Annotated in this window: 10 protein-coding genes and 1 pseudogene; 8 read left to right on the top strand and 3 right to left on the bottom strand. The window is 69.3% G+C overall.

Annotation, left to right across the window (positions count from 1 at the left end; all coding sequences use genetic code 11):
• Positions 1–3 precede the first annotated feature (3 nt).
• Complete coding sequence (locus ABZ098_RS40540) at positions 4–540, bottom strand: hypothetical protein (protein WP_356599271.1); 537 nt, start codon at positions 538–540, stop codon at positions 4–6.
• A gap of 354 nt (positions 541–894) precedes the next feature.
• Here ABZ098_RS40540 and ABZ098_RS40535 point away from each other — a divergent pair, with 354 nt between their 5' ends.
• A complete protein-coding gene (locus tag ABZ098_RS40535) occupies positions 895–1389 on the top strand; it encodes a MarR family transcriptional regulator (protein ID WP_356599419.1) in 495 nt (164 codons plus the stop codon).
• Positions 1390–1476: 87 nt separating this feature from the next.
• Here the strand turns inward: ABZ098_RS40535 and ABZ098_RS40530 are convergent.
• Positions 1477–2799 (bottom strand): annotated as a pseudogene (locus tag ABZ098_RS40530) (GTP-binding protein); the annotation flags it as partial.
• Positions 2800–3102: 303 nt separating this feature from the next.
• Between ABZ098_RS40530 and ABZ098_RS40525 the strand changes: the two are divergent.
• Positions 3103–6024: a BTAD domain-containing putative transcriptional regulator gene (locus ABZ098_RS40525; protein ID WP_356599269.1), complete on the top strand. Its 2922-nt coding sequence runs from the start codon at positions 3103–3105 to the stop codon at positions 6022–6024.
• A gap of 178 nt (positions 6025–6202) precedes the next feature.
• Here the strand turns inward: ABZ098_RS40525 and ABZ098_RS40520 are convergent, their stop codons facing one another.
• Positions 6203–7339, bottom strand: a complete 1137-nt coding sequence (locus ABZ098_RS40520) for a ParB N-terminal domain-containing protein (protein WP_356599267.1) — start codon at positions 7337–7339, stop codon at positions 6203–6205.
• Positions 7340–7880: 541 nt separating this feature from the next.
• On the opposite strand from ABZ098_RS40520, the gene ABZ098_RS40515 reads away from it, so the two are divergent.
• From ABZ098_RS40515 to ABZ098_RS40490, 6 genes are all read left to right on the top strand, one after another.
• Positions 7881–9197: a PLP-dependent aminotransferase family protein gene (locus ABZ098_RS40515; RefSeq protein ID WP_356599265.1), complete on the top strand. Its 1317-nt coding sequence runs from the start codon at positions 7881–7883 to the stop codon at positions 9195–9197.
• Positions 9198–9300: 103 nt separating this feature from the next.
• Positions 9301–10428, top strand: a complete 1128-nt coding sequence (gene dpgA / locus ABZ098_RS40510; RefSeq protein ID WP_356599417.1) for a 3,5-dihydroxyphenylacetyl-CoA synthase DpgA — start codon at positions 9301–9303, stop codon at positions 10426–10428.
• Positions 10425–11096, top strand: a complete 672-nt coding sequence (dpgB, locus tag ABZ098_RS40505) for an enoyl-CoA-hydratase DpgB (protein WP_356599263.1) — start codon at positions 10425–10427, stop codon at positions 11094–11096. Before dpgA ends, dpgB begins: the two co-directional genes overlap by 4 nt.
• Complete coding sequence (dpgC, locus tag ABZ098_RS40500) at positions 11093–12457, top strand: (3,5-dihydroxyphenyl)acetyl-CoA 1,2-dioxygenase DpgC (protein ID WP_356599261.1); 1365 nt, start codon at positions 11093–11095, stop codon at positions 12455–12457. The genes dpgB and dpgC overlap by 4 nt, the downstream gene beginning before the upstream one ends.
• Positions 12458–12636: 179 nt before the next feature.
• The gene (locus tag ABZ098_RS40495; RefSeq protein ID WP_356599259.1) at positions 12637–12849 is read left to right on the top strand and encodes an MbtH family NRPS accessory protein; all 213 of its coding nucleotides are present in this window, start codon (positions 12637–12639) and stop codon (positions 12847–12849) included.
• 11 nt (positions 12850–12860) lie between these two features.
• On the top strand, positions 12861–13661 hold the full coding sequence (locus tag ABZ098_RS40490) for an alpha/beta fold hydrolase (RefSeq protein ID WP_356599257.1): 801 nt from the start codon (positions 12861–12863) through the stop codon (positions 13659–13661).

Here is a 13661-nt window from a genome sequence, read left to right as displayed (position 1 = left end):
CGTTCACCGTGCGGGCTGGGGCTTCGGTTGGTGGCCGGAGGGGACGAACACCACCACGTAGTCCTCGTAGCCCTCATGGACGCCCCCTGGCTCGCGCTCCATGGCTGCCTCGAACCTGACTCGGGAGTCCTGGCGGCCCCTGGCGTAGACGTGGACGGTGTAGACCCGGGAGGGATCGAGTGCCAGCGACCGGTCATCGCCCTGCCCTCCGGAGAGCCAGCCCATGGCGGGCGTCGCGGGACCGGTGGTGGGGCCCGACACACCCATCCGCCCCCCGTACACGGGCGCATAGGGCCATGTACCTAGCCGTTGCCACTGTTCCGTCTGCTGGACGGGCTCCGCATCGGACAACATGAGCGTCACCCAGGCGTCATGGGTCTGCACCTGACTGACGATGGTGAGCCGGCCAGGCGTGAGGATCACCGGGGCGTCGGTGCGGAAGTCCGGTGCCTGTGTGCTGTTGTCGAAGCCGGGCTCCACGTACTCGCTGACGTAGAAGTGCGAGTACGCGATGCCGACGACGCCGCTGACCAGGTCCATGCCCTGACGGTATGTCACCGCCCCTCCGGCGACGTCCAGTTCGTGAGCAACAGGTCGGCGGAGGGCGGGGGCCACGGGACGATCGAGCCGGAGCTGAGCCGAGGCGGCGATCACCGTCCAGGACCGCCTCGGGCGCTGACCGGGTCGACCCGCCGGACTTCCCCGCGATGGACAAGGCGGAGGCGCTCGCCCAGCGCGAGGTACCGCGTCTGTTTGTCTGTCCCGGTCGCCTACCTGCGGAAGGGGCGGCCCGGAGGCCATGGCGCTCACCCGTGTCCCGCAGATCGTTCGGCGCACGGCATGATCGGTGCACGAGGCGTGCGGCAACCTGATCGGAAGGGCGGCGGGGACGACGTGGACGGACAGGCGGAGATCTCGACGGCCCAGGAGGCCGCGAACAACGCGCTGGTGCTGGCCTTCGGGCGGCTTCAGGGGGCGGCCAACCGGCTGGAGTACATCCTGGGACGGGCCCTGGAGCAGGAGTGCGGGATCAGCCATCTCATGTTCGAGGTGCTGCTGATCCTGGGCCGGGCCGGTGAGCCCGGACTGTCCATGCGGGCCGTCGCCCAGGAGCAGGTGCTGACCACCGGGGGCGCGACCCGGCTGGTGGACCGCATGGAGGCGGCGGGCCTGGTCGCGCGTGCCGAGGATCCCGGTGACCGCCGGGGGCGGCTGGTGCGCCTCACCCCGAAGGGCGAGGAGACCGCGGTCACCGCGTCCCGGGTACACGTCGAGAACATCAGGCGCTACTTCGTGGAACCCCTGCCGCCCGGCGACCGGGAGCGGTTCGCCGAGAACCTGCGCATCCTGAGCCACACGGCGCGGGACGTACTGCCCCGCCTGCCCTGACAGCCGCGCTTCCGGGCTGCGGCCGACCGCCCGGCTCGCTCAAGCGTCAGAAGTGCAAAGCATGGCGACCGTCCAGGCCGTGGTCCTGCCTGTCGTGCCCGTGAACTCGGTTCCCACGGCGGCGAGTTGTCCGGTGACCGGAGCCAGCGCGTCCAGTGGAACCTCCGCCTCGAACGCGTGGTACGGCTCGAACAGCCAGGTCCCCGCACGCTCAAGGCCCGGCACAGCACGATCGGAGTGAGCCCGCGGAAGTCGGCGGCGGTGCTGAGCGGTGCCACGAAACGGGAGCGGACGAGGGTGACCCGGTAGTCCGTCACGGTCGCGCCGGTCAGACCGGTGCGCATGTTCGCGTGGGCGGTCTCCTCGACGGCCTGGTGGAACGCCCGGGGCAGCGCGCCGAGTTCGGTCTCGCAAGCGAAGACCCCACCGGAGCCGCGCTCGCCCGGCTCGACCCGCAGCCCGATCGTCGCCCAGTAGCGGGTCCCGGGACGCCAGGGGCTCTCCTCGCAGGCTTCCCCGTGCCGCGCGGACGCTCCAGGCGGCGCACCCGGCCCGGCTCGAAGTCCGCCTCGACGCCGAAGTCCTGGGCGAGGGGCGCAGCGAGCACCTCCATCTGGACCTCGCCGTAGAGGAGCAGCACGGTGCCGCCGCCGGCCGCGGGGCGTGCGTGGAAGGGGTCTGGTCGGCGAGGGCGAGGAGGGCCGAGCGCGGCCGGGCCGCCTGACCGGGGCGGCGGGCGGTGACCAGGGTCTGGAGGGTCGGGGGAGCGAACTGCGGTGCGGTGTCCGTGAGTTCGCCGAGACGGTCGCCCACGCGGAGTGCGGAGGAGAACGTCAGCGCCGCGATGGTGTGGGCGGTGAGGGGTCCGCTCAGGTGGGTCACCCGCCCGCGGATCCGGCTCGTCGCGCCGTCGGCCTCGCACCTGAGCAACGTAAGCCGCTGACGCTCCGTCACCTCACCGTCGTAGCGGCGCAGGGAGGCGATGCGCTCACCGCCGGGTCCGGGACGTACGGCGAACACGGTGCCGCGCGGTTCACCCTCTTGTGTCGCGGAGTCGGCCGGGCTCAGCCGGGTCACGCCTCGTCGAGGTGGGCCACGCCCTGGCCGCCGAGGGTGGAGCCGAAGAACACCGGGTGGAAGGAGCCGTCGGCGGTGCGGGCGGTGAGGGCCTCGCGCCGGTCGACCTGTGGGCTCGGGGCCGTCCACGAGCGCCGCCAGAATGCCCGGGTCGACCTCGGTGAGGGCCTCGGCCAGCCGGCCGTCCTCGGGCAGGGCGGCCACCCCGGCCCCGGACGTGCCGATGCTCGTCACCTCCGCGAGCGGGGCGACGTACGGCGTGAGCCTGCGCCGGGCGTCGGCGAGCAGGCCCTCGTCATGGGCGCCGACCCGGTCGACCTTGTCGACGGTCAACTGTGCCCCAGGCGGAGGAGATTGGCTCCAGGCCACAGGATGCCGCGATGGAACGGCTGACGGAACTGTATGCGGAACGAAAGGGAATCCCGCCTCGTGCGGGAGGGCCTGGTCCGGGTCGGACTCCGCTGCGGCTCGACCGGCCGACGGAGCACCGCTACCGCATCGTCCACTGACCAGGCGTTTGGTGTTCCGCTGCACCATCACACGGGACCGTAGCCGTGGCCATGATTTGCGCGGTAAGTGACAACCTGGCTCGTCTGACCCTGACAATATTGAAGTTGGATCGCTTATGTTGCCATCATGTTGATACGGGGGCAGATGATGGTGGGGAACAGTGACAAGAACCGACATTTCGGGTCGCTAGTACGTGCGTATCGTCGCGAGATGGGGCTGACCCAACGGGAACTCGCGGCAAAGGCAGGACTGAGCCTCGCCGCGTTGCGCGACTTCGAGCAGTCTCGGCGGGTGCGGCCGCGAGCGGATTCGCTGACCGCGCTGACCGACGCTCTGGGCCTTGACGCAGACCAGGCGGCCAGCCTGGCCCGGGCGGCCGCGTTACCGCGGCGACGTCCCGATGAGGTGCCGTCGGCACATCGCCCGCTCGGTGGTTCCGATTGCGCGCGCAGGGCGCACCCGCCCGGCCATGACACAGGACTGTGGTTGTCGGTCCTCGGCCCACTCGAGGCCTGGACGGACGGGAAGCCGTTGCGCTTCGGTTCCCCCGCGCGGCGAGCGGTGCTCGGGCTGCTCCTTCTGGACCCAGGAGTCCCCGTGCACCGGGACGCGATCGTCGACCTGCTGTGGGGTGACGCGCCGCCTCGCACCGCGGTGAGCCTGGTACAGGCACATGTCAGCAGAATCCGCAGGGCCCTGAAAGGCAGCCGCCGCGTCGGTGGCGATGACGAGGTGATCGATTCGTTCGGGGGCGCCTACCGGCTGAGCCTCTCGGCCATGGAAGTCGATCTGCTGGACTTCAGGGACTTGGCCGCTCGTGCCGCCGCGGCCCGGGAGGACGGGGAGGACGCGACCGCAGTCGAGTACTACGAGCGGGCGATGAGCCTGTGGCGCGGTGAGCCGTTCGCCGACGTCGCCGCACTCCGGGGACACCCGGGCATCACGGCACTCAGACAGGAACTGGTCGGGGTCCTGCTGCAGTATGCGGAGCTCACCCGCGAGTTGGGCCAGCACAACCGGGCGCTGGTGCGGCTGCAGGCGCTGGCCGACGCCGAGCCGCTCAACGAACGGGTCCATGCCTACCTCATGATCGCTCTGGCCGGCTCCGGGCAGCAGGCGGACGCCATCCGGGTCTACGAGGGCGTGAGGTCGCGCCTGGACCGCGAGCTGGGACTGTATCCGGGCGAGGAGTTGGCCGATGCCTACATGCGGGTGCTGCGGCAGGACCTTCGGGCTCCGGACCGGGAGCCGACGCACGCCCGGATGCCCCCGATCGCCGCCGCTGCCGGGCACCCGGTGCCGAGGCAGCTGCCCGCCGCGCCGCGCTGCTTCACCGGACGTGCCGGCGAACTCGCCTGGCTTTCCGCCCTGGCGGAACAGGACATGACGCATGCGAAGGGCGTGGTCATCGCGGCGCTGACGGGAACGGCCGGGATCGGCAAGACCGCGCTGGCTGTGCACTGGGCGCATCAGATGGCCCCTCGGTTCCCCGGCGGGCAGTTGTTCGTCAACCTGCGCGGCTCCGGGCCGTCCGGAACGCCGGTCGCTCCGGCCGACGCGGTGGCCGGCGTCCTGCTCTCACTCGGCGTGCCGCCTGGGCGGATCCCTCCGGACATCGATGGGCGGGCCGCCCTGTACCGCAGCCTGCTGGCGGACTGTCGCATGCTCATCGTCCTGGACGACGCTCACGACGCGGAACAGGTCCGCCCCTTGCTGCCGGGATCACCGACCTGTCTGGTCCTGATAACCAGCAGGAGCTGGCTGACCGGTCTGGCTGCGGAAGGCGCCCATCTGATGACGCTGGGAGCCCTGCCGGAGAACGAATCGCGCAAACTGCTGGCCCTGCACCTGCGTGCCAGATCGACGACGGCCGATCCTGCCGTGATCAATGAACTGGCCGCCTCGTGCGGCGGTCTGCCGCTGGCCGTGTGCGATGCCGCCACTCGTGCTGTCGTGAGCCCCGGCTTGCCACTGGCCACGCTCGCGTCCGAGCTGCCGGACACACGGAGGCGGCTCGACGCGCCGGACGCGAGGGAGCCGGTCAGTGGCCTCAGGGCGGTGTTCTCCTGGTCGCGAGCCAGGCTCGGCAGCTTGGCGTCGCGCCTGTTCCGGCTGCTGGGAATCTATCCCGGCCCGGACATCACTGTTCCGGTGGCGGCGAGTCTGGCGGCGCTGACACCAGGACAGACGCGCCTGGCACTGGGAGAACTGTGCGCCGAGCACCTGCTGACGGAGCACCTGCCTGGTCGCTACACCTGTCATGAGCTGCTGCGCTCCTACGCGGCCGAAGAGGCCGGCCTCCGCGAGAACCAAGAAGACCGGCGGGCCGCGGTACAGCGTGTGCTCGACCACTACCTGCGTGCCTCCGTCCTGGCGTCGAGTTTCCTCGGCCATGGTCAGGCAGAGGTCGATTCCGTCCCGCCACGCCCTGGGATCACCCTCGAGGAGATCGAGGGCCTGGAACAGGCGGCCGATTGGTTTGAGAACGAACAGCACGTCCTGCTCGCCGTCATCAGGCAGGCCGCCGAAGGCGGCTACGCCCCGTACGCCTGGGAGTTGCCCTGGACTGCGGGGTGGTTCTTCCGGGGCCAGGCATGCTGGCGAAGGCTCGCTTCCGCTCAGGAGGCCGCACTGGCCGTCGCCATCGGTCAGGATGATCTCGTCGGCCAGGCGATGGCTCGTCAGCAGCTTGGCTGGCTGAGCTTTCTGCTCGGTGATGTCGTCAGCGCAAGTCACCACCTGGACAAGGCCGACGAGGTGACTCAGCAGTTCGGCAACGGTCGGTTCCAGGCGCCGTCGGGTCTCAGCCGCGCCCACGTCCCGCCCTTGCAGCATCGCATCCTGGTGACGACGGCCCAGGCACGACAGGTGGTGCGGCTGTCCCGTGACGCCGCAGACCTGCAAGACGAGATCCGGGCCCTCCACACCATCGACTCCTGCCTCGTCCGGCTCGGCGGGCGCCGGCAGGCAGTGCATCTCAGCAGCCGCGCGCCCACGGCCTACCGTGAACTGGGGTTGCGCTGTTGCCCCTATTCCCAGGCAAGCTGACATCCACTGCCACTGGGGCGGCTGACGCGGGCATGGCGGCATCGGGACAGTGCCCCTGTGAGCGCGGACCATGGGTGTGGACGCGGCCGCCGGCCCACACCCTGCGGCGGCCACGTCCGGGAGAGAGCCAACCCTCCCGCGTAGCGGGTGCCCGTCGGCCGAGGACCGGTCCGGCACCTCAGGCGGATCTGGTCGGCGGGCGGCTCGCGAAGGGGTCGACGATGCGGGCTCGCCTGTCCAGTTCCCGAGCGCAGTCCTGCCACATGCTGGCGTACTGCTGGGCGAGTTGCACGATGATGGCGACGCAGTGCGGTGGTACCGATTCGGCCGCGTCCGGCAGCTGTTTCGAGCCGACCGCGTTGACATGCAGGAGCCGGAGGATGCTCTTGCCCTGCTCGCTGTTGCGCAGGGACGGATCACGCATGAGCTTTTCGACCGTGGCGGCAGGATCCGGCGCCTTCCCGGAGCCCGACCGCGGTTCGATGCGCAGCGGCGGCACGGGGGCAGCGGTGGCATTGTCCTGGCCGACACCGGCGCCGTGACCGGCCGCCTCGTTCCCGGCGTTCGCGCCCGTATCGGCGGTACGTGCCCGGCCTGTGCGCCCGGCTGCCTTCTCCGGAACAGGTGACTCACCGCTTTCCAGGCGCTTGCGCACGTCGAACGCCGTCGCCGGGGAGATGCCCGCGGCACGGGCCACATCGCGTAGGGACGCGTTCGGCTGTTCGGCCAGCAGTTCCGCGGCTCGCCGTCGACCAGCCCGGCCGTCCAGCGGGCGGACCCGGCCGTCCCTGCCGACCCGCACACTCGGCTGTGGTGCGCTTTCGCCGGAGAGCTTCCTGATGGCGGCGACCGTCTTCGCCGCCAGCCCCGCCGTCTGGCCGATCGCCCGGTCGGACAGGTGCGGGTGCGAGGCGATGATCCGCTCCGCCGCGGCGCGGCGGTCGGCTCGGGACAGCGGCAGGCCGTGCGTGACATTTTCCTGGACGGCACGCAGGAAGATGTCCGCCTCGTTGCCCTCGAAGAACATGACGTCAATGGTTTCCTGGCCCCGCAGGGACGCGGCCATGAGGCGGTGCATCCCGTCGATCACCTGCATGGAGCGCCGGTCCACCAGGATCGGCGGTAGCGGCGTCTCGGCCTCGGCGAGGCGCATGATGTGGGCCCTGTCCTCGCCGTTCAGCCGTGGGGAATCGGCCGGGCGAAGCGAGAGCAGGGGTACGGACACCACCACCGCTGTGCTGTCACTGCTGGTGTGTGTGTCCAGGTCGTCGACGGGTGGATGAGAGGACGCTGTATTGCTCACCGACTGGGACACACGAGCACCTGGATGGGCCACGGCTGCGCTCCTTCGCATGGTTCGGTTGAGCGAAACTGGCGCTGACGCTACGCGGCGATGCTGGCGGTCGACTGGTGGTCGGCTGACACCGAATTGCCGTACCTGGTCCATGAGTTGGCAAGGACATCCCTCTTCAGAGGCAGACTGCCGCGCGGCCTGGGCGCCGTGGTTGCCGTAGTACAGGCTTACGTTCGGAGCGGTGGGCCGAGACGTCGAGCGGAAGGACGGCGGAATCGATCATGCCGCGTAAGTTCCAGCCGCAATCGGTGAATCACGTCCTAGGTGGCCTGCGGTCCGGAATTATTGGAGCGGGGCAGCGAAATGTCAATTCGCTGATTATTGGCGAGGCCCCCCGTGCGGTGTTCAACTGAGGATTTGCAGCAGTCGAACATTGCTGAGCCTGCCTTGACAGGCTATTGCTGGAACGCAACAGTTATCCCAGTGTGTGGCCATGGCGGAAGATGCGGCGGCGCGGGACAATAAATGGCTCACTTCAATTTGCCGAGGTGGTGGCGGTCCAATGTCGGCGCAGGGCATCCCGCACGTTGAGTTGAATATCGGCGATCTGCACGGCAGTCTGTCCGACCCGCTGCTGGACACGATGAACTTTCTGAATGAGGTCACCTTTCGGTATCCGGAGGCGATCTCGTTCGCACCGGGCAGGCCTTATGACGGATTCTTCGATGTCGATCAGGTTTTCGCCTATCTCCACGAGTACATCGATCACTTGGCGGCGGGCGGGAGCTCCGCCGACCGGATCCGTGACGCGATCTTCCAGTACGGCCCGACGGCCGGCCGGATCCAGGAGCTGATCGCGGACTCGCTGCGCGCGGACGAGGGCATCGACGTCGGGCCGGAGTCGATCGTGGTCACCGTGGGCTGCCAGGAGGCCATGTTCCTGGTGCTGCGGGCCCTCATCGCCGACCAGACGGACGTCCTTCTGGTGTCCAGCCCGTGCTACGTGGGGATGACGGGCGCTGCCCGGCTGCTCGACATCGAGCCGACGCCGGTGGAGGAACGTGAGGACGGTCTGAGCTGCGCGAACCTGGAGGAGGCCATCAGGAGGGAACGCGCGGGGGGCCGGCGCCCTCGTGCCTTCTACGTGGTGCCCGACCACTCGAATCCGGCGGGGACCACCATGCCGGTGCACACGCGCCACGAACTTCTCGACCTTGCCCGTCGCGAGGACATCCTGATCCTGGAGGACAGCCCCTACCGCCTGGTCAGCCCCCCGCCGTACCTGCCGACGCTCAAGTCACTGGACCGCGACCGCAGGGTCATCCATCTGGGCTCCTACTCCAAGACGGCCTTTCCCGGTGCCCGGGTGGGCTTCGCCGTGGCCGACCAGCTGGTCGCCGACCGGGCGGGCGGCACCGGCCCGCTGGCCGCCGAGCTGGCCAAGATCAAGAGCATGGTGACAGTGAACACCTCGCCGCTGAGCCAGGCCGTCGTGGCCGGAATGCTCCTCAGCTGCCAGGGGCGAGTCTCGGAACTCAACGCCAAGACGGCCGATCATTACGCCACCGCGATGCGGTCCACCTTGCGGCAGCTTGAGCAATGTTTCCCAGCGGACCGGCGAGAGGCCCTCGGGGTGCGGTGGAACACCCCCACCGGGGGCTTCTTCCTGAGCATGCGCGTCCCGTTCCGGGCGGGCAATGCCGCCTTGGCGCGGTCGGCCGAGGAATTCGGCGTCATCTGGACGCCGATGTCGTATTTCTACCCGGGTGGCGGCGGGGAGCACGGCATCCGGCTGTCGGTCAGCTACCTGTCCGAAGAGGAGATCACCGAAGGGATCCTCCGGCTCGCCCGCTTCATCGTGGCCGAGACCGAAAAGTGACCAGCAACCAGGTGCCGCCCACCGGAAGGGAAAGACCAATGATCAAGGCAGAGCCGCCTGTGCGGAGTCAGCGTCGCAGGTGGGGGTGGAAGTACCGATGACCATGTGCGTGGAGCTCGCGAGTTCCGGCGTCCGGAATCCAGCGGCGCCGGGTACCCCGGAGATCGCCGGCGTCGGGACTGCCGTGGCCGGGGAGGCGTATTCCCAGGAAGAGGTGCTGGAGGAATTCGGCATCGATGACACCAAGGTCCGGTCCGTCTTCCTGAACAGCGCCATTCAGCGGCGTTACCTGACGCTCCCCGCACCAGGGGACGGTGGGGTCCGCGTCCAGGAGACCCAAGGAGAGCTGCTCGCCAAGCACAAGGCGCTGGCGGTCGACATGGGAGCGCGGGCCATAGAGGCGTGCCTCAAGGACATGGGAGCCGCGCTGGAGGACGTCAGACACCTGTGCTGTGTCACCTCCACGGGATTCCTCACCCCCGGTCTGAGCGCCCTGCTCATCCGCGACCTGGGCATCGCGCCGTCGTGCAGCAGGGTCGACATAGTGGGCATGGGATGCAACGCGGGGCTGAACGCGCTGGGTGTGACGTCCTCATGGTCGGCCGCTCACCCCGGCGAACTGGCCGTCATGCTGTGCGCCGAGGCCTGCTCCGCGGCCTACGTCTTCGACTCGACGATGCGGACCGCGGTCGTGAACAGCCTGTTCGGCGACGGTGCGGCCGCCGTCGGGATAGTCAGCGGCGACCGGGCGGACGGCCAGGCCTGCGCCCCGTCGGCGCCCGCCACCGGAACGCCGCGGCTCGTTTCGTTCGCCAGCCACGTCATCACGGACGCGCTCGAGGCGATGCGTTACGACTGGGACGGGTCGCAGGGGAAGTTCAGCTTCTTCCTGGACCCGGGCATCCCCTACGTCGTGGGCGCCCATGCCGAGTTCGTCATCGACCGACTCCTGTCGGGAGCCGGGCTGCGCCGCAGCGACATCAGCCACTGGCTGGTCCATTCCGGCGGCAAGAAGGTCATCGACGCGGTCCGCGTGAACCTGGGCCTGACTCGCCATGAGGTGCGGCACACCACCGGAGTGCTGCGGGACTACGGAAACCTGTCGAGCGCCTCCTTCCTGTTCTCCTACCAGCGACTGGTGCGCGAGGGTGTCACCAGGCCCGGTGACTACGGCGTGCTGATGACGATGGGGCCGGGATCGACCATCGAGACGGCGCTGGTCCAGTGGTGACGCGGGAGAGGGACGACCTGGTCATCCGGGTCGACGGCAGGCTCCCCCTGTCGGCTGAGCTGGTGGCGGCCTTCGAGGTCCTGTGCGACCGTGCGGAGGACCGCGCTGACCGCGGTTCGGTCATCCTGCATGTGTCAGGAGCCCCCGCAGAGCCCTCCGACGAGGGCATCACCGTTGCCCTGGTGAGCAAGTGGGAACGCGCACTGCGACGCTTCGAGCGCCTCCCGGCCGCCACGGTCGCGGTGGCCTCGGGCGAGTGCGGCGGGGTCGCGCTGGAGGCACTCCTGGCCACGGACTACCGCATCGGGACGGACTCGCTGCGGCTGCTCATGGCCAGACAGGCGTTGGCGACCTGGCCGGGTATGGCCTTGTACCGGATCGTGCGGCAGGCGGGCTCCGCCGCGGCTCGCCGGGCGGTGCTTCTCGGCATCCCGATCATGGCCGCCGACGCGGTCGCGATGCGCCTGATCGACGAGCTGACCGTGGACACGCAGACCGCGCTGACGGCCGCCATGCGGCTGGCCGAGGCGATTCCCGGATCAGAGCTCGCCATCAGGCGGCAACTGATGCATGACGCCTCCGTGATCAGTTTCGAGGAAGCGCTGGGCGCGCACCTGGCAGCCTGCGATCGTGCGCTTCGGCTCTCCTCTGCCGAGAGCGGCCGATGACCGGGCCGGGGGCGGCGCCGGCCGTGCTCGAGGAGCCTCCGGCCGTCAGCGCGGAAGACCTCTCCTGTGCCCGGCGGGCGCTGGCCGGGGCGGCCCGCCGCAGCGACGACGCACTCGCGGCCCTGCCGGCGCCCGGCCAACGGTCACCGGAGCAGCGGGCCACAGCGGCCGCCGCCAAGGACACCGCTCGTGCGCTGCGCTGCAGGTTCATGGACGCCCACGCCGAGGCCGTCTACGACGAGCTCACCGATGGCCGCACGCGTCACCTGCGCCTGGCGGAACTCGTGGAGGCCGCAGCAGGTGCCTTTCCCGGTCTGGTGCCCACCGCTGACCAGCTCGCCGCCGAACGACGCCGACCGCAGGCCGGCAAGGAGGGGCACGAGATAGATCAGGGCATCTTCTTCAGCCGCGTGCTGCGCTCGCCCGTGGCAGGCCCCCACCTGCTCGACGCCATGCTGCGACCGACGCCTCGCGCACTGCGGCTGCTCCCGGAGTTCATCCGGACCGGCAGCGCCGACCTGGGGTCGGTGAGACTGCTGCGCACCGGTGAGGTGGCACGACTGACGATGTGCCGGGACGACTGCCTGAACGCGGAAGACGACCGCCAGGTCGACGACATGGAGACCGCGGTGGACCTCGCGCTGCTCGACCCGAACGTGAGCGTCGGCTTGCTGCGCGGCGGAGTGATGACCCACCCGCGCTATCGAGGCAGGCGGGTGTTCAGCGCGGGCATCAACCTCAGGGCGCTGCACGGCGGTGGCATCTCGCTGGTGGACTTCCTGCTCCGGCGCGAACTGGGGTACATCCACAAGCTGCTTCGTGGAGTTCTGACCGTGGACGGGGCGCGCTGGCACTCGCGGACCATCGAGAAGCCATGGGTAGCCGTGGTGGACGGCTTCGCCATCGGCGGAGGCGCACAGCTGCTGCTCGTCTTCGATCAGGTGCTCGCCGCGGCCGACGCCTACCTCAGCCTGCCCGCGGCCGACGAGGGCATCATTCCCGGTGCCGCCAACCTCCGGCTGACCAAACGAGCCGGTCCGCGGCTGTCCCGCCAGATCATCCTGACCGGGCGCAGGATCCGGGCGAGCGAACCGGACGCCCGGCTGCTGGTCGACGAGATCGCGGAATCCGATGAACTGGACGCGGCCACGGAAAGGTGCCTGGCTCGTCTGCAGAGCCCCGCGGTGGTGGCCAACCGGCGGATGCAGACTCTCGCCGAGGAAACTCCCGAGGAATTCCTCCGGTACATGGCGGAATTCTCGCTTCAGCAGGCGCTGCGGCTCTACAGCGACGATGTGATAGCTAAAGCAGGCCGTTTTCAGGCGAAAAAGCAGGCGGCCCATGATTCGGACGCCGACTGACCGCCGGACACCGCCGTAGCCGGGCTGTCTCGTAGGAGAGAAATGCCCGGTGAGCGGACGTGCCCGGGTGTTCAACCGATCCCGTGCCGCAGTTGAACGGCACAGCATTGAATAAATGCGCGGTGAATTGCGATAGTGGAGATGTCCTGACCCGGAAGCGGGAGGTTGTCATGCGAACCGTGAGTTTTGACTTCGATACACCGGAAGCGCGATTCAAGGTGCTGATCAACCACGAGGAGCAGTACTCACTCTGGCCGGCCGATCTGGAGGTGCCGGGCGGCTGGACGGAGACGGGGGTTTGCGCCTCGAAGGAAGAGTGCGACAAATACCTGGAAGCGACCTGGACCGACATGCGGCCCAAGAGCCTGCGCATCGCGCTCGATGGCGAATAGTCCATACCGCCATGCCGTACGTCTTCACCAATGGCATCCGGATTGCCTATGAGCGGTTCGGCCGGGGCGAGCGCGTCCTCATGATCATGGGATCCGCGGCCGCCGGCCGGGTCTGGACCATGCATCAGACGCCCGCTCTGGGCGAGGCCGGGTACCAGGCGATCACGTTCGACAACCGGGGGATCCCGCCCTCGGACGTCCCCGCCGGGAAGTATTCACTGGCCGACATGGTCGCCGACACCAGGGGAGTGATCGAGGGGCTGGCCCTCGCGCCGTGCCGGATCGTCGGAGCCTCACTGGGCGCGCTGATCGCTCAGGAGTTGCTCATCAGTTCCCCTGAACTGGTTCGGTGCGCCGTGCTCATCGCCACGAAGGCGCGCTCGGACGCCATCCGCAACGCCCAGGCCAAGGCGGAGCAGGCGCTGGAGGCGAGCGGCATCAAGCTTCCGCCCGACTACCACGCCGCGACGGCGGCGATGCAGGCGCTGTCGCCGGCGACGCTGAACGACGACGGGACCATTCCCCTGTGGCTGGACACGTTCCGGCTCTCACCGAGCGGTGACGTGGGCGGCGGGCAGGTCTGGATCGACACCAGCCAGGACCGCAGGAAGGCGCTTCGGGATGTGGCCGTACCCTGCCGGGTGATCGCCTTCGAGCATGACCTCATCACCCCGCCGCACCTGGCCGCGGAGGTCGCGGAGGCCATACCCGACTGTGACTACGTGGAGATCCCGGCCTGCGGCCACTTCGGGTATCTGGAGCGCCCCGACGAGGTCAATTCGGCGATCGTCGAATTCCTGGACAAGAGCTGA

Source organism: Streptomyces sp. NPDC006335 (assembly GCF_040612795.1).
Lineage (GTDB): Bacteria > Actinomycetota > Actinomycetes > Streptomycetales > Streptomycetaceae > Streptomyces.
The sequence above is the reverse complement of the archived record's forward strand: the minus strand, read 5'-3'. Positions and strand labels throughout refer to the sequence as shown.